This is a genomic window from Mariniflexile sp. HMF6888, from assembly GCF_044335535.1.
Lineage (GTDB): Bacteria > Bacteroidota > Bacteroidia > Flavobacteriales > Flavobacteriaceae > Mariniflexile.
Genome location: NZ_JBIQVZ010000002.1, coordinates 355768 through 381473 on the forward strand (window position 1 = coordinate 355768; position 25706 = coordinate 381473).

The 25706-nt window shown below is 34.1% G+C and carries 16 protein-coding genes; 2 read left to right on the plus strand and 14 right to left on the minus strand.

The window, feature by feature from the left end:
- Positions 1-34: 34 nt before the first annotated feature.
- The 9 genes from ACGLWY_RS06850 to ACGLWY_RS06890 all read right to left on the minus strand — a co-directional run bounded on the left by ACGLWY_RS06850 (position 35) and on the right by ACGLWY_RS06890 (position 12443).
- Positions 35-448: an HYC_CC_PP family protein gene (locus ACGLWY_RS06850; RefSeq protein WP_396618932.1), complete on the minus strand. Its 414-nt coding sequence runs from the start codon at positions 446-448 to the stop codon at positions 35-37.
- Positions 449-783: 335 nt separating this feature from the next.
- The gene (locus ACGLWY_RS06855; RefSeq protein ID WP_396618933.1) at positions 784-1860 is read right to left on the minus strand and encodes a PepSY-associated TM helix domain-containing protein; all 1077 of its coding nucleotides are present in this window, start codon (positions 1858-1860) and stop codon (positions 784-786) included.
- A gap of 66 nt (positions 1861-1926) precedes the next feature.
- On the minus strand, positions 1927-4308 hold the full coding sequence (locus ACGLWY_RS06860) for a TonB-dependent receptor (protein ID WP_396618934.1): 2382 nt from the start codon (positions 4306-4308) through the stop codon (positions 1927-1929).
- Positions 4309-5007: 699 nt separating this feature from the next.
- Positions 5008-7623: a DUF4132 domain-containing protein gene (locus ACGLWY_RS06865; RefSeq protein WP_396618935.1), complete on the minus strand. Its 2616-nt coding sequence runs from the start codon at positions 7621-7623 to the stop codon at positions 5008-5010.
- A gap of 3 nt (positions 7624-7626) precedes the next feature.
- Positions 7627-8019, minus strand: a complete 393-nt coding sequence (locus ACGLWY_RS06870; protein ID WP_396618936.1) for a hypothetical protein — start codon at positions 8017-8019, stop codon at positions 7627-7629.
- A gap of 60 nt (positions 8020-8079) precedes the next feature.
- Positions 8080-9351 carry a DUF2130 domain-containing protein gene (locus ACGLWY_RS06875; protein ID WP_396618937.1) on the minus strand — a complete coding sequence of 424 codons (1272 nt, stop codon included), beginning with the start codon at positions 9349-9351 and terminating at the stop codon, positions 8080-8082.
- A 44-nt stretch (positions 9352-9395) separates the two neighbouring features.
- Positions 9396-9650: a KTSC domain-containing protein gene (locus ACGLWY_RS06880; RefSeq protein ID WP_396618938.1), complete on the minus strand. Its 255-nt coding sequence runs from the start codon at positions 9648-9650 to the stop codon at positions 9396-9398.
- Between the two features lie 4 nt (positions 9651-9654).
- The gene (locus tag ACGLWY_RS06885) at positions 9655-11406 is read right to left on the minus strand and encodes an ATP-binding protein (protein ID WP_396618939.1); all 1752 of its coding nucleotides are present in this window, start codon (positions 11404-11406) and stop codon (positions 9655-9657) included.
- Positions 11406-12443 carry an SIR2 family protein gene (locus ACGLWY_RS06890; protein WP_396618940.1) on the minus strand — a complete coding sequence of 346 codons (1038 nt, stop codon included), beginning with the start codon at positions 12441-12443 and terminating at the stop codon, positions 11406-11408. The genes ACGLWY_RS06885 and ACGLWY_RS06890 overlap by 1 nt, the downstream gene beginning before the upstream one ends.
- A 378-nt stretch (positions 12444-12821) precedes the next feature.
- Between ACGLWY_RS06890 and ACGLWY_RS06895 the strand changes: the two genes are divergently transcribed.
- Entirely contained in the window at positions 12822-13280 is a 459-nt protein-coding gene (locus tag ACGLWY_RS06895) for a hypothetical protein (RefSeq protein ID WP_396618941.1), read from the plus strand.
- A 126-nt stretch (positions 13281-13406) separates the two neighbouring features.
- Here the strand turns inward: ACGLWY_RS06895 and ACGLWY_RS06900 are convergent, their stop codons facing one another.
- On the minus strand, positions 13407-13625 hold the full coding sequence (locus ACGLWY_RS06900; protein ID WP_396618942.1) for a helix-turn-helix domain-containing protein: 219 nt from the start codon (positions 13623-13625) through the stop codon (positions 13407-13409).
- Between the two features lie 153 nt (positions 13626-13778).
- On the opposite strand from ACGLWY_RS06900, the gene ACGLWY_RS06905 reads away from it, so the two are divergent.
- Positions 13779-14573: a HEPN domain-containing protein gene (locus ACGLWY_RS06905; RefSeq protein ID WP_396618943.1), complete on the plus strand. Its 795-nt coding sequence runs from the start codon at positions 13779-13781 to the stop codon at positions 14571-14573.
- A 261-nt stretch (positions 14574-14834) separates the two neighbouring features.
- Here the strand turns inward: ACGLWY_RS06905 and ACGLWY_RS06910 are convergent, their stop codons facing one another.
- The 4 genes from ACGLWY_RS06910 to ACGLWY_RS06925 all read right to left on the minus strand — a co-directional run bounded on the left by ACGLWY_RS06910 (position 14835) and on the right by ACGLWY_RS06925 (position 25678).
- Positions 14835-24134: a neuraminidase-like domain-containing protein gene (locus ACGLWY_RS06910; protein WP_396618944.1), complete on the minus strand. Its 9300-nt coding sequence runs from the start codon at positions 24132-24134 to the stop codon at positions 14835-14837.
- 54 nt (positions 24135-24188) lie between these two features.
- Positions 24189-24611 carry a hypothetical protein gene (locus ACGLWY_RS06915; RefSeq protein WP_396618945.1) on the minus strand — a complete coding sequence of 141 codons (423 nt, stop codon included), beginning with the start codon at positions 24609-24611 and terminating at the stop codon, positions 24189-24191.
- 58 nt (positions 24612-24669) lie between these two features.
- A complete protein-coding gene (locus tag ACGLWY_RS06920) occupies positions 24670-24939 on the minus strand; it encodes a hypothetical protein (RefSeq protein ID WP_396618946.1) in 270 nt (89 codons plus the stop codon).
- 211 nt (positions 24940-25150) lie between these two features.
- The gene (locus ACGLWY_RS06925; protein WP_396618947.1) at positions 25151-25678 is read right to left on the minus strand and encodes a hypothetical protein; all 528 of its coding nucleotides are present in this window, start codon (positions 25676-25678) and stop codon (positions 25151-25153) included.
- Positions 25679-25706: the final 28 nt, after the last annotated feature.

Below are 25706 nucleotides of genomic sequence, written 5' to 3' on the forward strand. Positions count from 1 at the left end.
ATCGCAACTGGAAACATGGTCTAATGTTTAAAAATCAAATTAAATAAGTCTCGTCGAGCTTATAGATGTTCTTGACTATGAGCGGAGGGGGATATTCTGAAATTGTATATGCCTTTTCCTCAATGTATTCAAAAAGGTTTACATAAGAATAAACAAATGAAGCTACAAAAATTTGTTGGTCAAATGACAGTTTTTCAAACGCTATTTTTAACTCGTCTTGACCTTTTACAACAATTTGTTCTTCTTTACAGCAACCTTTTTTTACTATAGAACATGAACTGGCCGCCGTTTTTTGAATTTCCATGCCACAGGTTTTGGCTTTATGGAAAATTGCTGTATCCATCAACGTATCACCACAATAGTGCATGTCAATAGTAAATGACATCGTAGAAAACAATACTACGAATGACATAAAAATGGACATTATTTTATGGAATACCTGTTGCATATTACTGTAAAAGTACAAAATTTTAACAATTACTGCATTTGTTTAACAGAAGTTTAAAAAATCTGAATGAAAAAATTTATTGAAATGAGTAATCCTCAGCAGAGCCATGAGGCTATTTTGTTCATTTCATTTTGTCCTAAAAAGACACAAAAACTGACATTTATTCATGACCGGCACACAAAACTACCTAACAGTTTTGGCCTCTCCTCGAGGAGAGGTCAATGTGGGAACCCTGGGGCTAGCCCTGAGGAATTCTTTAGACTAATCATCTTTTTAAAATTGTTTTAGTCTTCACGGATATTAATCTCCCTTATTGTTTTGCCGCCAAATTATCTTTACTTTTTCTTTAAACCTTTATTTTTTTTTAATCTATATATTCTAAAACCGGTAATAAGTAAAACCAGAGGTACCATCCCAGAAATAAAAACCAAAATTCTACCACAAATACCTGCGATTTCCCCGATATGAATGGGATAGAATTGTGCTACTATACGATTGCTGTTGGAATCAAACCTAAAATCTGATAAAGTTGTTATGTCTCCTTTTTCATTAATTTCTACCTCTTTTGTTTTTCGATAACCCGCTTTTATAAAACGGTCCTTTATGTATCTGATTCGATACATGCCTGATTTGTCTTTAGGGAAATAAATAGCTCGTAAAGCATATTTTTCATTGGAGTTTAATAAGGTTTCATTTAGGGTTGAAAAGTTTTTGTTTTTTTGTTGGTTAATTAAGTGTGTATTTGGGTTATCAAAGACTTTTAAAGCTGATTTATAAACGGCATTATAGGTAAAATAAGAACCCGTAAAAGCAATGATAATAAGTGGAATGAAAAAATAGATTCCTAATGCTTTGTGTAAATCGAAGTTAAACTTCTTTTTCTTTGCCTTCCATTTTACTTTAAATCCTTTTTTCAAGTTGTTGGCATAGGCTTTCCACCAAATATAAACGCCAGAAGTTATTAGGATTATAAAAAATATGATGGCACTGGTGCCTATAATGTACTTGCCTATTTGGGGAATTCCCAAAGTACGGTGCAGATTTAGTAAGTTTTCAAAAAATGATATAGATGCCGATTTTTCACCTAAAAATTCACTGGTTACTGGATGGTAGTAATTTGTTTTGCCATTTTTAAACTGAATGGCTATGGTTTGCTGCTCCCGATAGGGAAGAAAAATTTTATTTAAACTATCCTTGTGGGTTTCAATTAAAGATACAACAGATTTTAAAATGGTTACCTCTTTAATATTTTCTACGTTTTCAACTTTTAATAATTCGGGATTAAGGGCTGCTGTTATTTCTGGCTGCCAAACATATAGAGAACCTGTAAGCCCTGAGAAGGATGCAATAAGTCCGCAAGTAAGCCCTAGCCAAAGATGGATTTTCCGTATTGTTGTATTAAAGGATAGCATTGTTATAGGATGGAATCTATAAAAAACCAATGCTAGCATATTTTACTAGCATTGGTTTGGTTAATATTAAAAATTATAATGTATACTTAGTTTGGCATTGGTGCCTTCTCCTGCACCTGTAAATGATCTTAAAGGCGCTGCCCATTGCGATCTAGCTGGAAGGTAATATGCATTCAATAAGTTATTGACTCCTAAAGCAACAGACATATTGGACTGTAATTGATAAGCTATAGAAAAATTAAGCAAGGTATAGCCTGTAACAGGAAATTGCGTGTGTCTGTATGTATAATCGTCGTTGGCATTCAAATACGGATCAAATCGTTTTCTATCCCCCAAATTGGTCATTCGCAAAGACGTATTGATTTTTTCAGTAGGTTTCCAAGTAACATAAGCAGTCCATTTTGGTGCGGCAATAACATCACCTCCCAAATAGGTCAACGTATTTTTATTTGCAGCACTATGTGTTACACCTTCCACGTATGAATAAGATGTACCTATCTGTAATGCATTGCTGTTTGAAATATAATCAATGGCTACTTCGCCACCATAAATGTTCTGTGGTTGTTTGGAAGGCACAAAAGCGTTGGTGTTTTCATCAAAAACAACACCTGTTCCTAAGTTGGAGGTACTGTAATAGCCTACTGCCTCTAATTTAAAATTATTGAATTTCGATAAAAATCCAAATTCATAGTTTTTGGTTACTGCAGGCTCTAACTGAATGTCATTTATATTATCGGCAGTCGCAGAACGTAAAACAGAACCTAAATCGGCAATAGAAAATCCTTGTGAGTAGCTTACATAAGGAATAAATTCTTGGTGTTCTACAAAACGCAATCCTACATTAAATGCTAGGTTGTCAAATCCAATTTTACCGCCTTCAACGGCAACCGAAGGATTGTAATTTCCATCCCCTAGAGGAGAATAAGGCAGCGTGTTGTAATCTGCAATATCTATATTCATATCATCATATCTTAGACCTGCTTTAACCACCCATTTATTGTCAAATTTCAAAGTAGATTGTAGATAAGGCGCCCAACTCAACATTTCGGTATTTGGTACCCATAATCTACCATCTAAAAGGCCTTGATTGGTTCTATCTTTAAGTAAATCGACACCATAGGTTAAAGAAACATCCACGGAACTATTGGTATTAATGCTTGTATTGAAATTAGGTCTAAGCCCATACTTTTCAGCATTGATAACAGATTGCCCGCCATTTTCGAATTTATCGGAATAAAAGAAAATGTTTTCTGTATTTTGATAATAGAGATCCGTCGTAAAATCTGTAGTACCGGAAAAAATTTGGTTTAGGTTATATTTCAATTGACCATTTATAAGTGTTGTCCCTGTTGGTTCTTGTCCTTCAACAGAACCTTCAACACCATAACCGGCTGTTAGCGAATAATCACCTTCCTCGTTAAAAACCTCAAATTCCGCAGGAACAGGAATAAAAGGGGTGTCTTGAGCAGATTTGTATAAATTTCCGGCTAAGGTGATTTTTTGATTATCAGCAATTTGATATTCTAATTTTGCTAGCGTACTGTAAATATGTGTGTTGTCAAGTCCGTAAGTCGGAAGAATGACGACACCATCAGCATCATATTTATTACCTGTTTTTTCATAACTCCCACTTATATAGTAATTAAACCTATCCAAATTACCATTTAAGGATTGATACACTCCAAAACCTAAGGCATCGTTTGTTTTTGCTAAGTTTGATGTGCCCCAAACATTCGTTGTGCCCTCTATTTTTTTAGTAGCATTGGGCTTTTTGGTTATGTAATTAATAAAACCGCCATTACCTCCATTACCAAATATGGATGTGGCGCCTTTAATAACCTCGACCCTACTGATATCATTTGGGCTTATTGATTTTATTCCCAATTGCCCATTTCTTAACGGTGTAGATTGTGGAATACCATCGACCATTACCAAAAGCGAACGTCCACGTAACGTTTGTCCCCAGTTGGAAAACGTACCCGTAGAAACAGCCAATCCAGGCACTGTAAACTCCAATATGTCACTAATGTTTGTTGTGGAATTTGATAATTCCTGGAGTTTAACTTCATTAACAACTGTTACCGAGGCTGGGATTTCCGAAAGGTATTCTGAACGTCTACTTGCCGAGACAACAACTTCGTCCAAATTATTTAAATCTTCCTTTAATATCGCTGTATGTGAAATTGTGCCATTCCGTATGAACGAGAAACTTTCTGTTTGGGTTTGGTATCCCAACATTCTAAAGGTTACTTTCCAAGTGCCTTCTTTAACATGGGATAGTTCATAATTTCCATCATAATCTGTTGTTGTGCCTTGCTGCAGTTCTGCAATATAAACGGTAGCTCCAAAGAGAGGTTGGTTATGTTCGTCGGTAACCTTCCCTTTTATCCCTTGGGAACCGGCATAGAATGATAATAATAAAGCGGTAGTTAGTGTAATAATTTTCATTTATATTTATTTAGACTGATTTAAAATAAGGTGCAAATATATTTTCTATTTCTAATAAACCAAAGATTATTCTGAATTATTTTTGAATTATATTTTAACAGCTTCAACTAACAAGAAAGCCATTCCAGATAGTTTTATCTTGATATAAAATGTGGGGTCAGGTTTATGATAGATTCATTCAAACAACGAAGAGGTTGTCTGAAAAGTCCAGTTCTATGTTCATATTGAGATAGTTAAAATATTTTGACTTGCTGGTAATCAATATCGGTTTCGACAAGCAAAACCTGATAAATTAAATTTAAAGGACTTTTTAGAAGACTGGCCTCCTACACTATTACATTAAAGACGCAAAAAAACATAGAAAAAGTGCTTTTTAATGCACTAATGTTTTTGTAAATAATCATGGGAGGTACTGTAACCCTTTGAATGTGGAAAGGAGGAGTACTGGAGAAATTGTACTCATTTACTAAAAAAGTAGACTCATTATAACGAGCGGCAACCATTCCAAATATCACTTCTCTTGGACCAATTAAAATGACAGCCTTGGCAGAGTTTATCTTTTCATTTAAAGTTTTATGTATAGCTCTATTAAGCATAACTTTTGGCGATTATAATCACCTAAAGTTATGCTTTTTGGACAAAAAACTAACCGAAAATCATTTTAAATAAATTCAATGTATTGGCTTCGATTGGATTTTCTTATTTTCTATTAATTTGAGTTAAAATAGTTGTATCCGTAATTTTATCGTCATCGGCTAGTAAAAACGCCTTACTTAAAACTAACGAAAGACCTCTATCGCCTTCAAAAGGCAAAAATATATTATCGGTATTAGTATCCTTACCTCTAGCCGGAACAATACATAGATACTGATCATTAGGTTCCATTAGTATATTTGTACTCCCAATATGAATTTTATACACTCTTTTCTTTCCTTTGATTTTCAAGAACTTCCCTTCAAAAGACGCCACTTTTGCTATTTTCAATCTAGGTACTAATTTTTCAAGGATTTCTTTTCTTGTTTTTGCTACTTCTGTTAATTCTCCAAACGAGTAACTTGTCCAATAATCTCGGTATTGTGGCAAACCACCATTATCCCGCCATTCTGGGTCATTACCCACACTAGCCACACCAACAAACAAATCAACATCCCGCATTACTTCTGAAAGCACAATCTTTGGTATATCAATTAAATCTACAACTTCATTTTCATTATTTACAAAACGTACTTGATCGGTTGCGACATAATTCCAAATCCCAGCATCATTAAAAGCATCATCTGCATTCACCTCATTAATCCAAAACTGGGCTTCCAAATCATGTTCTTTAAGCGAAATAGAAGCTATATCTGCATCCCTACCATCATCATAAGCTCCCATCAATGAATATCTCCACCCCCTAATGCCTGTGAGAGCATTAAATTGATGTTGCTTTAATAAATGTGCTGCCATTCTATTACTATAGGATTTTGTATTGAGCTCTGCATCTGTCAAAATATACACTTCTCGATATGCTTGCTTCAATCCCTGTTGTATTTGCAATACTTCTAGTCTATTTCTCCATGCCAAAACATCATCTATGCTCGCATAAATGGGATGCCATAATCTTACTTCTGTATGGCTATCAATACTTGTTAATTCGTTACCATGAACATCATTCCATTTATCTTCAATCCATAATCCTGTTTCTTCTATTCCATCCTTTTTAAAACTCCAAATCAAGTTTTTTGCAATAAAACTAACCAGTCCATGATTCAAATAAAACTTCTCGAATTTCTCATATGCCCATACTCTTTCATACAAATACAACCTATCTATTCTATCTCTTTGGGCTGTTAAATATTTTTTTATTTGTACGATTGTTTCTTTTGCTTGTTTTAAGGTTTGTTTATGTTTTGCCGAGGATTTTATAAATGTTGGCTCTGTTTTCTGTGTAGTTCCATCTGGCTTTTTCCATGTAAGCAAAACTTTTCCCAAAGCCTTTATTTCTATTCCTAATGTATAGTCATCAAACAAATAGGTTTTGCAACCATCTACCAAACCAAAATCTGGTATGGATAATTCTTCTATTTCCGAGGTTGAAACTCCTAGTTTAACAGAAGAAGACTCTATGTACTTCTCAATGATTCCTTTTGTATTATTCTGTTTAATCCTAAGCTTTAATCTTGATAAATGACTGATTCCTTCTAATCCTTTCGTATTGCCTAAGGTATAAATACAGGCATTTCCAACGCCTGCCGCTGTTGGTCCCACACCAGGGATTTTTTCAAAACAACGTTCAGCTAATTTAGCAATGACATTAAGGGTATGCGAATCGTGAAATTTGGACATACTCCAAACCAACCCTTTTAAAAAAATTAGATTCTTCTCATTTAAAAATTCATGACTTATGTAATTATAAACTTGTCCTCCAGAATATACATGTTGTTTGGGTGTTTCAATGGTTTTTAAGGATGCTGACAATTCTATCCATTCTTGGGCAACACTTTTATATTTGGGAAGCCCAATGTCATTAATTAGATCACTGGTTTCTTTTAAAAATTTTTGGTTGGGCTTTGCACCCGTCGCTTTCATAAACAAATGAAACAAAGAAAACCATGAATCCTGTGACTCCTTTTTTAATGCGGCTATTTGCGGATTTACAATTTGTGATAATCTATCATCAGGAAGTGTATATGGAGCCACGCTTCCTGATTCATTAGTGTTTTCAAAAAGTATTTTTTCAATTTTAACACGCACTTTTTCTAAATCAGTGCCATAATAGTATTTAGTTTGCTTTAATTGTTTCCAGCTAAGCAAATCATTTAAAAAAATCTTTAGACCATCAGCAAGACCTTCTTTTTTAACAATTCTCTCTATTTGCTGAATAGAAAAACCTATAGGCCAATCAACAAATTTTTTATTCTGGGCTTCATCAGAAATCTTAAACTCTTTAATTAGTTGAATTATTTCATCATTAGAAAAATCTAGATTACTACGCATCAACAGATTAAACAGCTCGTTATAAATATGTTTTTTCTTAAAAATATGCTCGCGTCCTTGATATCCTCCTGATTTTCTCGTAATCAGTTCAAAACTTTTTATTGGCTCTATAAGATAAAACAGTATGTCTTTCTTGGTTGTAGCATCCAACGATTTAATTTGGGCATAAGCTTTTAACTTTCCCATTGGGGCATTATAAAAATAACTATTGAATTGGGCATCTTTATAGGATTCTTCAACTAATTCATCAAGTATTTTATCAAATTCTTTATTAGATTTATAATTTTGGTTTTCACGCTTACCAAATAAATTACTTAGACTTTCTTTAATTCCCATAATTTAGCCTCCTACTAATTGTGTTAATTTAACGAAGTTAATTTCAGTACTTTTATTTACTAGAACCTCTTGTTCTAAATCATCTGCTTGCTGGTCGTCTATAAGTATGAAATAACCATTTTTTTGAAAAGCGTCATAAGCAATTAAAACTTGCTTTTCTATATCTATTTTTTGCTTTCTATCTCGAAGCTTAAAACCATTTAACGTTTTTTCAGCATTCGTGGGTTGTATCAAACCATTAAAATACTCAGGCAGTTTATTATTGTAAGCTTCAACTTCTGCTTCCACCCTAGCCGCGATTAAATCTTTTACAGTTGTTCTTTCATTGGCAACGGCGATTTTAATTTGATTAAGAATATCACCCGTAAATGTGATGTCTTTTAATATTAGTTCCATAACACACTATTTTATTTTCATTTTTACACTTTAGTCAAAAATATTTTTATACGCTTCGTCCTAATTCCGTTGATTTAGTTCTTCTTCATCCATTCCCGGTAACTCCAAGGCTTTTACTGATTGAATGGCATTTCCTGCGATTCCTTTAATAGAAGCGTGCATATCAATAGTGTTTGCAGTTACCTTTTCGATTTGTTTTTCACGTTCTTTCCAAATACGCTGCATTGCTCTTTTCTCACTATCCAAAGCCGTTTTCATTGAAGTAAATCCCTCAACAATGGCCTCAATTTGCATTCTGAACTGATTACTGGTTAAGTAATCATAAAGCATATGCATTTTATCACCTTTATTTTCTTGTGAGCTTATTGCTAAGTTTACTTGGACTATTGATTCACGCAGCACATTACAAAGCCCTTTAAACTCATCATAGTTGCAAATCCAAATACCATCCTTCAAACCCATTCTGTCCATATCGGAAGGCATTACTTCAGTTACTAAAACACCAATATTTGCTCCTTTATCACGAATGTCATTTTTGAATTTTTCTAGCCAACTAGGTTGGAAATCTTTAGTACGCTTACTTTCATAATAAATTTTACCACAATTTTGTTCCGTTCTGGTGTTCACAATCTGAATACAATCACCCCCACGTGCTCCTTTTTTAACTTCTTCAATCGTGTCTAATGGAAACTGAATCGCCAACCATTCTTCAATTGCCAGTTCTTGAACCTCACCCTGTAATTGCATGGATCCCTGTTCTTGCTTACGCTTCATTTCTTCAGTAAGCTTTTTTTGGTCTTCCAATTGTTTTTGCATTTCCTTAAAACGCAACTCATTTTTATCTTCTTCAGCTTTCCGTATTTTCTCTTTTTCTAGAAGAATAATTTCGTTTAAACGTTTTTGTGATTCTGCTTCCACCGATTCTTTTAACTCAGCTTTCTCTCGTTTTAGTTTTTCAATTTCAGCTTTAGTTCTATTGAGTTCCTTAATTTTCTCAGATTTTTCATTAAGTTCTTTTTGTAACTCACTAAATTGCTCCGATTGTTCTTCCAGAAGTTTTGCTTTTAACTTGCCTTCAATAATACTTCTTTCCTCTTTTATCTTTTTATCAAAACGCTCTTGAAACAATTCATTTTCCTGCTTTTTCTTTTGTTCAAAATCAAGCTTTTCTTGTTTCAATTTTTCTTGTTCAGCTTCATACTTCTTCTTTTCCTCCGCTAATTGGGACTGATACTTTTGCTTGATTTCTTCTTCTAATTGATGTGCAAGAATATCTTGGACATCAATGGAAGTACCACAGTTGGGGCATTTTATTTGGGTTTCATTGTTCATATTAATCATTTTTAGGAAAATGCATGCAGATTAAAAATTAAAATCTATTTATATTGCTCACATTGATAACCCTCAGTTTTAACTAACACATGCAAAGTAGAACCATATGATGGTCTCCCTTTACTTTTACTTATACATTCTTTATTTAAAATCCGTTGAAGAATTTCAAATGGCACATTATAATATTTATAACCACTTCCGTTTGGTTTAAATTCAACAAACAAATCTTGCCCTGAATGAGCAATTCTAATTATGTTATCGGAATCATGTCCAATTTCAATCCAATCTAAATTTTCCATATTTTTATTTTTTTATCCATCTTTCGATAGTGTTAGTATAACTAGGTTTTTCTATTCTTGCTTTTTGCCAGATACTTATTTTCTTATCAAATTCAATATATTTAACAGAATCAAGCAATGGAATTTTTACTTTCATTGGAATTTTCATTGATTCTCCTATTACAAAAGCATCCCCATTTCCGAGTGAGGGTAATGATTTTAGAAATGTTGAGAAATTATTAGGAGCAAACTTAGTAACTTGTGATTGATCATCACTATTAGTTAATCTAAGTGCAATAAATGTACTAACTTGAGAAATAACAGTATTAGGAATTTCAACTGGTCTTTGTGAAATTATCATAGCTCCAATGCCAAATTTCCTACCTTCTTTCATTATTCTTTCAACTGATTTTTGAGTAAAACTGTTTTGTGTATTTGAGTTAAGATATTTATGTGCTTCTTCAAAACAAATTAAAAGGGGTCTGCCTTCAAAAGGCTTCTTTATCTTCAATGAATAATAAATAACATCGAATAGAAGATTTGAAATAATTCCAATTACAACATCAAGAATGTTATAAGGTATTCCACTTAAATTCAAAATCGAAATTTGCCTATCATTTTCAATCCAACTTAAAATCAATTCCTCAATTGTCTTTTTACCATTTATAAATTCATTATCACCGAACATAAAACTAAAATCGTCATTACTCATAATATTTAATATAGAATCTGCAATCCCACAAAAATTAGTTTCGTTTGATTTGAAAGGCCCACCAGGCTTATATATTTTAAACAAAGGTTTTTCAAGTTTTTCGGCATTTCCTATTAAATTTTTACCTTCATCATCAGTCTCATAGGCGTAGTTTTTAGGCTCTCTTTCCCCAGAAATAGTAAAAGTACCGTAGCCACGACTATAAAATTCCAACCAAATTTCTTTTATAGAAAAAGGGATAGGTGAATTTATATTAATATCATTAACCCTAATTTTATCAGTTAAGTAATTTTCAGAGACATAATCTTTTTTCATTTGTAAAATTCGGTCTCGAAATAAATCTGTAGCATTAGATATTGAGTTAACTGGAAACCCAAATAATTTACATAAAGTATCAAAATCAAGCATCCAGTACGGAATAATAAATTTATTGGTCGTACTGTATACTGAAAATTCTGTCGCATTTTTGTTAAGATAATTCATGTATTCACCATGAATATCAATAATTACTGCCCTTGAACTGGGATATTCTGTTACAATATTATTGAGAAGATAGGCAACAGTATTTGATTTACCACTACCTGTACTTCCCACAACAAGTGAATGTTTAAGTATAAATTCATTTAAATTTATATAAACAGGTAAACTGCTGGAAAAATAATTGTCACCTATTTTAATTGGAAATTTAACATCTGATTTAAAAATGATATTAACATCATCTTCATCAATAATGTATGCCGAGTCATCAATGCTTGGCGTAATTTTAGCTCCACTTTCAAATTCTCCTACAACAGTTTTAAAACCTAAGAGAGTAACATTAATTACCTTTTTATTTATAATATTATCTCCCGACTGCATAAATGTTGAAAAGGATTCTACAACACAATAAAGACAGGATAATCCATTAATTATTTTAACAAAACTTCCAACTTGCCCTATTCTATATAAATTACCTTTATGAATAACATTGTAATTATTTAATTCATTACTGACTTCAATAATCACTCTCTCCGAATTTACTTCGATTACCTTACCTATTTTACCGTTAATAAATTCCTTTTCCATTATTTAGTTATCTCATTAATTATTTCTGGTTTCTTTTGATTGACCAATGAATTTATAACAGTAATGAAATTATTAAAATCGCCAATGTTGTCTTTGTTTTTAAATTCACTTTTTGTCTTGTTGACAAATTTCAATTTATCTGAATAAGCTGAAATATTGGGATATTTACCTAACACTTCAATACATTTATTTAGTGTTTTTTCATCATAACAAAATGCAAAAACAGAAAGTCTTGAATTATTGTTTAACCCATTTATAATAATATCATTCACATGGTCATCGCAAAATGAATACCCCAAAATAAGCAGCACCTTTTCATTTATTAATAGATACTTTCTAAATCTATCCATATAAGCAATAAATGGAGCTTTTCTTGATGAAAGATATTTATCCATTGAAGGATAAATTAATAAATTTTCATATTCAGATTCTATATTGTTTTCAATAAATATTTGTCCAGTTGAAGATTTTTTAAAATTAAGAGAACCATGTAATTTCCATAATTTTGTCCAAGTTTGCTTAACATGAAGTCCAGTAAAATCGTCTACTGAATCTGAAACAAAAAAAGGCTTCACATTTCCTATAAATCCAGAGAAGTATGGTAAACTGTTGCCTTCAAGGGCTTTTTCTAAAAGTAAATCATAATTTAACGAGAATATTTCTTTTTGAACTTCACCATTTATGAAATTTAACCAAACGACTAAATCAGATAATTTATCAATTGGTTGATCTACGGACAACTTTTCAAAAATTGTTTTTTTTATCTCCTTTTCAATATCTTGAACTGTTGCTAATGTTAAATCATTTAGTTTTTTTTCTCCAGTAATTAATGACTTTAATTGTTGAACCTTGTTTAGTATTGTTTCTACATTATCCGTTTCCTCTAATAATTCATTGAATTTTTTATTGGTAATTTTTTTTCTAACATCTTTAGTTAAGTCTTCAACATTCGGTAATCCACAAGCCTTTGAAACACCTGCTCCAATCAATAGCCCTACTTGTTTAGGAGTGGCTAATATTTCTAATAAATTTTCCATATAATTCTTTTGGGCTAGCCCTTATTGTATTTTAATGTAACTTTTTAAATTAATTACAACAAATAAAGCGGCTATTATGAGACGCTATTATTAATCATTTTTAGGGAGACTCTAAAGTTAAAAAAGAAATTGAGGATTTTAATATTTTACTGAAATTTCTTTCGGTAAATGTTTTTTATTTCACAAATGTATAAGAGACTAACACTACAGTAACTATCATACTAACAAAAAATACCACCACCCAAAGGTTTGAAAACGCTTAAAAAATAAACTATTATTTGAGCCAGTAAAATATAAGATTTACTATCTTGGTGCATCGTATGGATGTACAATAATTGTCTATATCCAATTGTAGTAAGTAATTTAGACCCCAAGTTTGTGAATAGAATTTTATACAATAATCTGACAACTAAAAAGGTCGATTCTTTTGAATCAAATAACTTTTCAATTAAATTTAGACCGAACTGGAGACAAATAAGAAAGATTGGAAATAAAACCATTTCGGATTTTATTAACTTGAAAAATTATATCGGAATTTTACAGATAAGCTCATTTCAGCATTCTGACAAAAATTATGTCTTTGACTTAAACGAATCGATATCGGAAATAGAACAAAGCGGACACAAAGCCGAAATTAAAAACATTTCTGAATATCAATCTGTAGTCTATGCTCTGAATTATAAGGATGAAAACTTATATCAATTTCGTTTCGAATTTGGCTATAAAAACAAACGGTTATTTATCACTCTGACATTCGACAGTATCAATGAAAATGTAATTGAAAACAATTATAATGAGATCGTTAAAATACTAAACTCAATAAAGTTTAAAGAATAAAAAACTACGTAATAATAAAGAAAACAAGATTTTAAAAGTTATCGACAATCATTTGATTTAACATCTAATGCAAAAAAAAATGACTGTCTATTTCCCTGCTCCTTCAAGTTTATAACTTCGACTATATCACTTTTTGGGTAATTTATAGTCTTTGCACACTTCCTTAAATAATTCACCTGGGTCTTCGTCAATAGCAAGAGATATCAAGTATAACTCTTTCACTTTCAATTGGGTGGTTGTATTATTTGCAAGTTCACTTAATCGTGTTTTGCTAATGCCGGTTTTGCGAGACACGTCCGATCTGTTTATTGATTTTTTAGCGAAGTAGAGTCCTAATTTTGTCATGTATTTGTCCTGTTTTCAGTATATAAAGTTAACATTTAAGATAAAGTTTTCCGATTTTCTAAACTTACATTTGTTATTTTGTCTTATTATATGTATATTAGTTCTGATTATAAGAAATAAATATCCGAATATATAAACTTAATTTTTCAGGTTATGGGTCAAGAAACGAATTCAAATAGAGAACAGGTCATAAATAAACTTACCACTTTTCTTGAGGTAAAATATATTTACAAGTTAGACATTGTGTTTGAAGATTACGGCAAATCGCTGTTAATTATCGTTTTAAAAGAAACCAGTCCTTCCTTAACCCAAGGATTATCTTCTATGGTTGCTAAAATATTTCAAGAAGAAACAGATGTCTTATACCGCATATTTTCGTTTGAACATGCCCAACAGCAACTTAGGGAGGAAAATCTATTTTTTATCCATGGGTGTCATCCCTCCAAACTAATCTACAAAAGCGACAACACTGATATAGGACTGAAAGTACCTGTAATACATAAAGACACCAAAGAAGCCATGGCATTGGGTTTTGAAAACGAACTTAGCCGCGTAGGCGCTTTTATGGAAGGCGCCACATTTTACATGGAAAACAAGAATTTTCCCCAGGCTGCCTTTATGCTGCACCAATATATGGAAATATGGTTCCGTAATGCAGAGCTTCTTGTCATGGGCAAAGAAATAAAAAGTCACAGTATCAAGGAGCATCAAACCCATATCAAGGCTTTTGCCCCGGAACTTGGACGTATCTTTAATATGGACAGGGAAGAAGACCGGGATCTGTTAAAACTATTGGATGAAGCCTACATCACTGCCCGTTACTTTAAAAACTATGACATTACCAAGTTTCAGTTAGAAATCCTGTCTGAAAAAGCATGGCATTTAAACTTTGTGGTTGCCCTTTTGTACGGGGAAAAACTGGAAGGCCTGAATGTAGAAAACGAGTGAAACAGAATATGGTCTAGGTTTTCAAAAATCAAAAAAATGACCGTCTATTTCCCAATACAATAATAACTTTCCTTATTTTACAATGGTTTCAAAGATTTGAGATACAAATGGGAGACAAAAACCAATCCTTACAACGACTTAAATTTGCAAATAAAATTCAAATAGAATGAAAGGGTTTAATCCTATCTTTTTAAAATTTTCCTTCAATTCCTCCAATCCCATATCATTCAATATGTCAGGTTTAAAAAAACACCTTAAATTTTAAAACTTATATTTCACGATCATTAATAAGTCTTCCAATAAGAGGTTGTTTGCGTTCGCTATGGTAATCGTAAATGATGTATTCAAATCAATGGCCGAACTGATTCCTTTGCATAATCCTAACTCATCTACCCAAGCAAGATTTAAAGTATTTCCATCAATTTTAAAAGAAAATGGGGTCGGATTGTTCTTGACTTTTGCTATAAACGTAACATGTTCTATTTCAACATTAAATGACTGAGCCATGTAGGGCAGTCTTGATTTATCAATTGTTAAACCTATTGTATTATTTTTTTTCAGCAACTGCCACTCATTGGGTAAATCATGTTTTAGATTAAGAGCGACATGCAAACCCGACTGATTTAAATCCTGACCAATGGCCTGAAGTTGTTCCTTAAGTACTGTATTGGATAAGTTTTTTAAACCTGACCCTCCTTCTCTAGCCATGTATTTTACATGGATGATTACATCCGAAATGGTATTGTAATCAAACTGGTGGACTTCCGTTGGAAGTTCTAGTCTCCAACTACTTATGGCACCGGTGTTTTCAAACGGCAGATAGCGTTCATCCCTGAAATTGAGTTCAAAAATACCGCTGTCGTTCTGGGAATTACTTGTTGCAATAGATTGTATAGCCCCCACATTGTAAACAAAACGTTCATCATTACCCGGATCTTCAGTATAGCCTGTTCCCGCTACATTATCAGGATTTATATTTTTCCTGTACCTATTATTTACCAATGACAGTTTTGCACTGACCGAGGTATAGGATCCAGCTATACATGGGAGACTAACACTAACTGATTTTATTCTTCTAAAATATTGTCCCGGATGATCCATATCATAAAGCACTTCTGGAATTTCAAAATCACAAATTCCTGTCGCACGAAGCCTTATCAATGCCAAGGGATCCAGTTGCGCTAATGAAACATGCTTGGTGATTTCATATTCACGTTTGTTTTTATCCAGATAGCCGGTTTCCATGCGTTTGATATCATGAATTAAAGCATCAGCACTTTGCAAACCTTTTTTCAAACTGTCCCAATAACCATAGGAAATAAAACTGTCGTCATTGCCCAGTTCAAATTGATAGCAACGTTCCGATTTTTTTGCAAAATCATGTGCCAATTGATAGGACTTAAAATAGACAGAACTTATCTGCCCAATCATCCAATCATACAATTCCTTATTGGTAAACTTAGAATGCAAGAAATCATCAGTTTTCTTTGCATTCTCAATTTGGAGTTCATGGTTATTTAAATCGGTTTCTGCAATTTCTTTACGGATTTCTGCAGCGGCAATCTGTTTTTCTATAGAAGCCAGTTCTTTATTAGCCAAACGCTCTTGAAGTTTCCAGTCGTCATATCTTCGTTGATAATTTGCAACTGTAGAAATGCCGCCAGCAATTCTATCAAGTACTTGCGAACCAAGTAAAATTGCTTTTGCAAATGAGCTTACAGAATTTGAAATTTTGTCTCCATCAACAATTGTTGAAGTTGCTACTGGTGAACCTCCGAAACCAGAACCACCAGCGGTAACTGTTGGGATTAAGGCTGTTGCTCCTGCTGTCATTTCCATGATTGAACCAATTGTAAAAGCTACCGCTGAAATACCATTCATAGTCAGTGATGTAATTTCAAGGGCATTCATGAATTCTATCTCTCTGTAATATTTTTGACGCTCCTCCGTAACTTTTTTGGTTCTCTTCAAAACTTCAATCTGTTCTTTTGACTCATCGATTTGAAGTTCTTTAATATCTTTAACGGCATTGAGTACTTTCAATTCCAATTCACTTCTGAGAAGTGACATCGCTTCGGCATCCTTTTTCTCTAATGCTTGTAATAACGAGTTTCCTAAGCCCCTTACTTCCTGGGCAAGTTCGGTTGCTTTTTGCGATAAAACATTGAAACGGTAATAAGGTGTGGGTGCATTTAATCCTGCAATGACTGAGGATAAATCCAAACCGGAAGCAGTAGCACGAACCAACATGCCGGGATCAATAGGAGGCGCAAACAATGCTAAACTTCTTTCCACACCATCAATATTCTGGCAATGTCTGATTTTGAATAAGCGATCAGCAACCCGATCCCAATATTCAAACATTTTGTTATTTGATGGAATGCAGAAATAAAGCGTAGAGAGTGTTACAGGAGTTGGAGGTAATTCATCTCCTCCTTCTGGTAATACAGAAAGATCGGGCAGAATATTTTCCAATTCGATTAGGGCATTACCAAAACTATCTAATTTGGCTTCTATTTGGTTATAGGTTTCATAGGGTTGCTTGACAGCAGCAGGAACAATTCTTGGTTTAGGTCCTAGTAATTTATCTGCGAGGATATACATCTGTGTGGCCTGTGCAATGGATTCCATGGTGTCTTGTCTGAACAAATAATCTCCCCATTCAGTAAGGTTATCAATATATTTCATCAATAAAGCTTTCTGATAAGCAACAGGCCGGAACCGCATTATCACATCCGGGCGGAACGGTTTATTTCTCCATTCTGATATGGCAAATTCCAAATCCCTTATGGCCGGATCTGAAGATGCCCCGGTTGGAACATTTGGATGCGAAGGATCGGAAACGGCATACATTAGTGTATCAATTCTTTGGATGATGTAATCTGTTTCCTGGTTTAAATAAAACGGCTTGGTAACCCAATATTTTTGAACACCGTTTCCAGATAGAGCACCTGTTGGATTGAACATATAATGAAACCAAGTCAAGGCCTCTTCAAAACGCTGATTTTTGGTAAGGTTTCCAGCGATATGGAGCGGAACACGGAAGAACAAATCCCAGTTGTAGGTACTATAACTTCCATCACTTTCAAAGTCAATATCTTCTACTGGATAACTTAATGTTTTTGTTCCATCTGGATTTTTTATAAAGGTTTGAGGGACAATTTGCGAATTTGGATTGAAATGGGATTTAAAATTAAAATTTGTTTTCTGCAACTGTGTTTCCCGCTTCATCAATGCCGGAATACCATCTTTATACAATATACTCCTCAATGCACATACCAATGGATGGTACATGTTTTTGAATTGCTCTCCATATTTCAATGGCTCCTCTTCAATCAGTGCTTTTAAAAACTCATCAACTTTTGGGTCCCCACTTAACCCAACTAAAAGATTAAGAAAGACATCCAAGTCTGCATACTTACTAAGTTCTTTCAATATGTTTTGAAAACCCGTATCAATCAAGATAACCCTAATGGCAGTTTGAACATCTACAGGAGGATTTGCTTTAAATTCAAAAGAAATTTTCTTAAACCAATTGGTAATATCATCCAAAAACTGAAAAGCATTGGATGCAGTCCTTTTCTCGGAGTCGTTTAACGTAAATGTTTCTACAAATTCACCACTATCCATAACTTTTTTATAGAAGCCGGGAATAATTACATAGGCATGGTAACTGTCTTCTTTAAAATATGGTAGCAATGTCCCAAAAGGAATTTTGAACCGATTGCGTCTATCTTTAGTTTTACCGGCATTAATAATCAATTGAAAGAATTGAAAAATCAATGCAATCAAATCAATGCCAGTAAATTGATGAGGATATGAAATCCTGAACTTCCCAGGGGTTTTATCTAATATCTCATAGTAATAAAATGGAGATATTCCATTTCGAACTGATAAATCATCAGGTTGTAAATAATTAATTTCATTATACCGCTGTGATTTAAGTTCTGCTTGCTTGAAATCTGGTAAAAAGTCAGTGAAAGGTTCAAATCCTTCAAACACCAATTCCGGATAACCCTTACATCCAGTGATATCAAACACACCTCTTTTATAATGATAATCATTATCCTTAAAGCCACTACTAAATAGCCAAATCTGATCCGTGTATTTTAAATAGCGAAGGTTAAATTGCTCTCTTCTTAACGAATAGTAGGGATATTGCTCATAATAGTCCTTTGGTGTTGAAACACTTTCACTTGATACTTTTTTAGGTTGCCATTTCTTATTGGTATACTCACTGATAGCCAACTGAATTTTAAGTTTCTTTTCTGGTTGTTCTGTATTTGCGTGACCGTCTTCTTGTTCTTGTTTTGATGGTATTTTGGATTGTTGATCAGGCTTAGCTTCTTCTGAGAAAATTGGCCATGCTAGGTGTAATCTGTTGTTTCGCACAAATGCCAACAGATGGTTTCCGGTGATATCCAATTCCACTTTTTCCCATGGGCTCCAATAGCGTTCACTTTCAAAACGTCTGTAATAATATATGGCAGGATCCCCACCTTTGGTACGGGCAAATACATGCATTTTCCTTGCAGGCACATCATACCATGTCGCCATGACTTCCAAAAATGCTATATTATCGAGCTTCTCTAAATATTTTTTTAGTGCCTCCTCAGCGGTATCGTTGGTTAATTCGTTTTGTTGAATTTCATTGATGAATTCCGTGAGCAAAAAAGTTTTATCATCCGTCAGGGTCACATCATACCAATTCTCCGGATACAGGAATACTTTACGGTTGGCTTCCCAAACCCTGTAGTTTTTCATCCATTTCCATTGGTTCCAATTGGGGTCTTTTTCAACATCTGCTATGGCATTTGGTTCCAATCCCATCAAACAACGTTGCACAAAAAGCTGGATGCTATTATGGGCCAAAACGATCCTGGATGAAGGCATACAGGATTCCATTTCGACGTCAACTAAAAAATATTCATACAAATCATTTTCGTCTTTTATATCAGGATTTGTTGCCAACAAATAGGCCACCAAAGCATTCCTTTTTTGGGGACGAATGGCATCCATAATTTCCTTTTGGGTACTTAACCAGGTATCTTCATCATATCGGGATTTTAAGGTTGCCCGTAAATCATCCACCTCTGTTTTAGTAAGTATAGGATTGATATATTTTGTAATTTGTGATAGTGTTGCACCCAGTTTTCTTGCAAATTCGGCACAGTCAAATAGCCGCTTCCAATTTTTGGGCATCTTATAGTTGGCAATATCAAAGGCAGCAAATAAATAGGCATCAATAGCATCCAGACCCTCTTTTTCATAACCTGTCAACAGAGCCAGTTTAAGCAGGAATTCTGCTCTGTTTGCACCGGCACCCTGCAAGATAAGTTCAGCAATGGTGAAGAAACCAATGGGTTGCTCTGCATCTAAAGGGTTTGAAACAGCTGTTAATTGTTTTGAATAAGCAACCATCGAACAAAACGCCACATACTTAGCAAAGTCTATTGCCGTTTGTCCCGTTTCGTATGGAATACTATCAAATTCAAACCAGCTCAAGGCAGGATCTGCATTATTTTTAAAGTACCATTCTGCATCTGTATTGCTTAATTTGAATGTATTTTGCAGTACAAATATTTTATGCAGCAACTTAATGGCAGCATATTGTTTTGCATAATTTCCCGGGGTAATTAGGTTATCAAAATTGTCTGAAAGCAAATCGCAAATTAAATCTGTACCAGGAGCTGGTTGTTTAAGTTTGGCATACTTTACCACAATTCCAGCTAAAGCTAAATCTACCTTGAATGAAGTTGAAAGTGTTTGATTTAAAAGGGTTTGTTTACTCGTTGTTATTTGGTTATCGGCAATAGCGTCTAAAAAAGCCTTGATTAAAGCCTTTTGTTCATTGCTAGAATCTGCATTTGAAGCTACTGCCTCCAAAGCATCAATAGCAGCATTTATATTGGTTCTGCTTATTCCTTTATCAAACTTATCATCAATAAAGGTTTTGGCTCCAGCTACATCGATTACATCCGTCCAGTCTTTTGCCAGGAATTTTATGATAGTCTTTACATCTCCTTCAGTAATCAGATTTATACTTCCATCATCTTTTATCTTGCCCTGTAATCCTGATATCACACCAATTAAAGTTTCCTTTTGTTCGTCTGTTGAAAGCTTATCATTAAATTTCGAACGCTGCTCTTCATTTATTTTTTTGTATCCTTCTTTGAGTTGTTTTAGAATGTCCTCAATTTTCTCAACTTTTACTTCCCTGTCTGATAGGTTGCTTGCTTCATGATTTAGGATGAATTTCACATCGGTAGCCTTTAACGGAGAGTTCTTAAATTCTTCAACAACTTCAATAAATTCCAATGTTTTATCAGGGCTTGCCGAAATATCAATGCCACTAAACTTTTGAATGATGGCAAAGTCCTCTGCCTTTAATTTCAGGTTTTTGATAAGCCTTGAAGAGGCTAAAAGAAAACTCAAGTTTGAAAAAGTCAGATTACCATCTGGAAGTAATGGGGTTATAAATTCCAGATCCTTTTGTTTTAATTGCAGGCAGGTGGCGATGTAACCGGTAAAGGCATTCAACAATTGAGAACCATCAACTTTTTCCGGGAGTAACCCTTCATTAATGACTCCATTTTTTGCCTTATTCAAGAATATCTGATGATACAAGGGTTTAGGTTCGTCATGCTCATCTTCGTATATAATTGCATGAGGAATTTCTCCAAAAAAACCTATCAATTCATCAACCTTAATCTTGAGTTTTTCTGATATTTCCTTAATTTGTCCAGCCCTTACAATACAAGAGTCGTCCAGAGTACCATTTCCGAGATTTCCTTGGGAGATTATGGCATCCAAAACCTGATACCTCCACCCAGTTTTCATTTGCAAACGAAGAAATCGATTGATCCTATCCAAGTCCCCAAGATCCAACCCTGCTATTTCCTTTTCAGCCGTATCACAGGTTAGATTATGATGCTTAATGAATAGGTTATCATTTTTATCAATGAATTTCAACTTTAATAATAAATCCAATTCTTTATATTTAAGACTTGTTCTATCAAGGAAATGATCCACTGTTTTCAAATAATCCACAACATCACCGGGCATGGGAACATTCCAAAAGGATTGCTGCGCCGCATTATCGTTGGGAACCGGAGTGGCTACTACAATATCTTTTTCTGCTTCTGTTAGCCCCAGTCTTTCTTTAGCTATGCTTACACTTAACGGAGTCCCCGGACTTTTTTGAAAGGTTTTCATCAAATCGGCACGCGTTACATCAAAACGATTGAGATAGGCTTTTGCCTCTGTATGATGCAAATCGAACGGAAGTTTAAAAGCATACTTTTTAATTTTCAATTCCTGATAAGCCTTCTCATTGACGTATTCGGGGGCTGCATCTAATTCTGCAGCAGTGCCAAATGTTTGCCTCAGGTGATAAATTTTATAGTTGCTACCTCCCGTATTTTCAATTTTACAAACCAAGTTTTTGTCCCGTAAATAGCGTGGTTTTGTTATTGATGATTCCGTTTCATAGATTGTAGCCTTGGGTGTAGGTTTAAGATTGGCAGCAGTTAAGGCTGTATGAAGCGCATTTGAGATTTTACCTTTCAAGGGATCTGCTCCATCGGAAAGCACGCCCGAATAGTCTATACCGAAATTGGGAGCTATCGCTTCTTCCAAAATTTCGCAAACCAGATCAATATATTTAACTGGCGTATTGGCATTAGCACATCCAAGGTCAATTTCGCCCAGTTCAGGTCTTCTTGAAAACAATACACCTTTAGGAGTGCCAATTGCATTTGCAATACTACGCTTATCCAAAAACTGCAGTAACTCCACCAAATAAGCAGCCGGACTATAAACCGAACGGCAATGTTCACACTCGCAGGTGTCGACCAGTTTAAAGAGTGATTTTAGATTAGGAAAATCTTTACTGACAGCCTCTAATTTTTTCGTCAATGAAGTCGTTTCAAAAGACGCAATGTCCTTTACACTCATGCTATCCTGTAAATCACCCACCACAAGCATAGCAGCCGTGTGTTTGGTTTCTGCCTTGCGGTAAATTTTTTTGGCTTCTTTCTCCTCTATGCCAGCTTTAGGCGCTACCTCTTTTACAAATCGATATTCACCCATAGCAACTATACTTTGTGAAGAGTGGATTTTTTCCTCACGTAATGCCATGGTTTTACTATATTTAGGTACCAGTTTAAATACACGCTGAATTGATTTCAATTCCTCGGTGATCGCTTCTTTATCCTTTTTAGATACTCTCTTTTCTTTTAAAAATAGATTTACGTTGTGTTTTAAGAAATCAAAATCTTCATGTTTGTTAAAGAATGCTACCATTTTATCCTTATTCTTAATCACATTATCTTCGCTCCGCTCTAGTTGGGCAGCAAACGCAAGGGTCGGAAATTCCTTTTCCATTTTTCTTACTATGGCAGATGCATAGGTACCAATCAATTGCTTGTCTTTAATATCTGGTCTTGCCTTAGTAATTTCCTTTATCCATTCTGCCTTGTTTAACTTCGCTAGCTTTCTTACATCTTCTGGTTTTTTGATGCCTTTCGCCTTCATAATATTAGGTATGACTTCGCTACCAAAACCAAAGAGTTTTCCCAATACAATAGTTGTTTTTGCCTCTTTTTCTTTTCCCTTGGAATCATAAAAGTCAGGATCACTTACTTTATCAAAAAAGCTATTTAGGTTATTTTTATTTTCTACAAATAATTTTTGGATTTCCTTGAGCTTGCCTTCTTTGAAGAAATTGGTAAGCAGGTTAAAAGCTTTTTCCCGATGTTCATTTTTATAGTATTCCTCAGCCTTTTTTCGGTATTTAGACAGAATTTCCAGATTGCGTTTCGCGTTTTTTATTGTTGCTGTAGAAACAATCTTTTCTTCAACTGCCGTTTTTATATCTACCAGTATTTTTTTGTGGTCAGCAAGGGCAGCATCATACAACAGTGTTTCATCTTCCACCCCAATACCTATAGAAAGTCGGGCATTCAGGTTTTTGGCAAAATTATTATGCAATAACGTATTCTTACGGAGTATGGCATAAAAGAAAGTCGTATCAACCTTTGAAAGATCATGCAAACGGTAAGCAACAATCAAATGTTCAATCTTTTCGGCAGGTACTTCTAATTCTTTGGAGAGAAAGGTAATATCATGGTGTTCATCATTCTCCTGTAAATCGACAATGGCAACTTTGCCGGCTAAGAAAGAAACTTCTTTTGACAGGTAATCAAATTCTACAATCTCTTTTGGCAAAGCCTGACGGATGGTAATATTGATTTCTTCCCTGTCGGAGGCATTGAAACGTATCCCATCCATGGAAGATTTATAAAGTTCCGTTCCTTTGACCTTTGTAAAGACTTTTACTCCAATATCGGCTGTTTTCCTTTCTTTGCCTTTGGATTGATCGTGTGTCCAGCGGAGTTCATACTTCCCTTCTTTGTTTGTTAATGTATCAGCCAGAGGCTGCCATTCCCGCATATCCACATCGTATATTACGACTTTGAGGTTAGACAAAGGACGACCGTTAGCATCGGTTACTTTTCCGAGAACGGTTTTGGGGTTTTGTAGTTTGATTGCTGTTGCCATGATGTTTTATTTTAATGCTTAAATAATTGTTTCTTTAGTAAAAATGGAAGGTCATCATCCAACAATTTTCATTTCGATGTTGCGAATCACTTCATTACACTGCGCACAAGCAAGACCTTTTCGTTGGGCGAACCATCTGCATTTAGCCCTAATTCCGCAATGTTGTAATTCTGACGATTCATCATTACCAATAATTTCTATAACAGAATTGATAAGTCCACATTCATGTCCTGTTGTATCCCATTGTTTACATCCGGATTTGGCACATGTCCCTGAAAATCGAAACCGTTTTTCTGGTTCTCTCCCCTTAAGCGCTGTAGCCATGAAAGTTTCATCAATTTCTATCGGTTCTTTTAGATAGTCAATAAGGCCATTGGCATTAACTATCCCATATAGTTTTGCTCCCGGTTTGCATACATAACTGGGACAAGTTAAATTTTGCTTTTCGTTGGGTGTAGAATTATTTTTAGGTTCCATTTCTCTTTTTTTAAACTCTTATCAGAATATGACTTCTGATAAGAGTTATTATTAATTATTATAACCCATCTATCATCCTTTTTCGAAAAATATCGAATGGTTCTATCCAAATACCCCAAAGTATAGGAAATCTAAAACCCTTGAATCTTGGATTTAATTCTAATTTTTTATTGACAATTAGATCTCCCCCATGATCTATTTGTGCAATCTCGCTCATCACAACACGTTTAATACCTTTGTCGATGTTGCTGATTTGTTCTTTTGTAAGATTTATACCATCAAGTGAGACGGTAAATAAAGCATCATTTTTTAATTCATCTGTTTTCATGTCTAAATAATTTAAGTTAATTAATGTTGTTTATATAATTGGTTTTCAAATGTTTGATAAAATATTGATTACTATTGAGTCTTGATTTTAAGGCTTGCACACAGACGATCGTTCACATCTTTTGCTTAACCGAAAACGGTTTTGGGATCTTGGGGTTTAGTTGCTGTAGCTATGATGTTTTATTTAAATGTTTTTATATCCCATTTTCAGTCTAGGGACCCTTCAATTTCCAGTTCCTTTCTGTTGCATCGAATTTTTCCAAAAATGCTTTCTCTACATCATGTGGAAAATTGTAGGTGAATACATGTTTGACATTGGTCTTGTTCTGTATCTCCCTGTTAGCCCTATAAACTTGTAACCATTCATCATAATGGCTGATGAATTTTTCTGTATAAGGCATTAAATCTATAGGAATAAGATTACCTTTTTCTAAAAGTAGACTACGGATGGTTTCATTGCACTCCTTTAAGGTTTTTTCACGGTATTCATTATTGGCATCGTAACCCGTAAGGTTTATCTTACTACGTATCAATTGTAATTTTATAGGAGCCAATAATTCTTCCAATGCCCTTAACTTGAATTTAAAACGAACCTCAAAGAATTTATCCCTTTTACTAAATTCCTCTTCAATGGTTTTCTTCATGCGTTCTTCACGTTTACTAAAGAAGTATCCTATGATACCTGTGATTAGGATGGCTTCAACAAAGATTTTAATGGCTATTTCTGTTAGTGTTTCCATGATCGTTATTGTTATAATTAAATCTTCG

Coding starts and splice junctions, on each gene's coding strand:
- ACGLWY_RS06850 (WP_396618932.1), bottom strand. CDS start 448: ATGCAACAGGTATTCCATAAAATAATGTCCATTTTTATGTCATTCGTA.
- ACGLWY_RS06855 (WP_396618933.1), bottom strand. CDS start 1,860: ATGCTATCCTTTAATACAACAATACGGAAAATCCATCTTTGGCTAGGG.
- ACGLWY_RS06860 (WP_396618934.1), bottom strand. CDS start 4,308: ATGAAAATTATTACACTAACTACCGCTTTATTATTATCATTCTATGCC.
- ACGLWY_RS06865 (WP_396618935.1), bottom strand. CDS start 7,623: ATGGGAATTAAAGAAAGTCTAAGTAATTTATTTGGTAAGCGTGAAAAC.
- ACGLWY_RS06870 (WP_396618936.1), bottom strand. CDS start 8,019: ATGGAACTAATATTAAAAGACATCACATTTACGGGTGATATTCTTAAT.
- ACGLWY_RS06875 (WP_396618937.1), bottom strand. CDS start 9,351: ATGAACAATGAAACCCAAATAAAATGCCCCAACTGTGGTACTTCCATT.
- ACGLWY_RS06880 (WP_396618938.1), bottom strand. CDS start 9,650: ATGGAAAATTTAGATTGGATTGAAATTGGACATGATTCCGATAACATA.
- ACGLWY_RS06885 (WP_396618939.1), bottom strand. CDS start 11,406: ATGGAAAAGGAATTTATTAACGGTAAAATAGGTAAGGTAATCGAAGTA.
- ACGLWY_RS06890 (WP_396618940.1), bottom strand. CDS start 12,443: ATGGAAAATTTATTAGAAATATTAGCCACTCCTAAACAAGTAGGGCTA.
- ACGLWY_RS06900 (WP_396618942.1), bottom strand. CDS start 13,625: ATGACAAAATTAGGACTCTACTTCGCTAAAAAATCAATAAACAGATCG.
- ACGLWY_RS06905 (WP_396618943.1), top strand. CDS start 13,779: ATGGGTCAAGAAACGAATTCAAATAGAGAACAGGTCATAAATAAACTT.
- ACGLWY_RS06910 (WP_396618944.1), bottom strand. CDS start 24,134: ATGGCAACAGCAATCAAACTACAAAACCCCAAAACCGTTCTCGGAAAA.
- ACGLWY_RS06915 (WP_396618945.1), bottom strand. CDS start 24,611: ATGGAACCTAAAAATAATTCTACACCCAACGAAAAGCAAAATTTAACT.
- ACGLWY_RS06920 (WP_396618946.1), bottom strand. CDS start 24,939: ATGAAAACAGATGAATTAAAAAATGATGCTTTATTTACCGTCTCACTT.
- ACGLWY_RS06925 (WP_396618947.1), bottom strand. CDS start 25,678: ATGGAAACACTAACAGAAATAGCCATTAAAATCTTTGTTGAAGCCATC.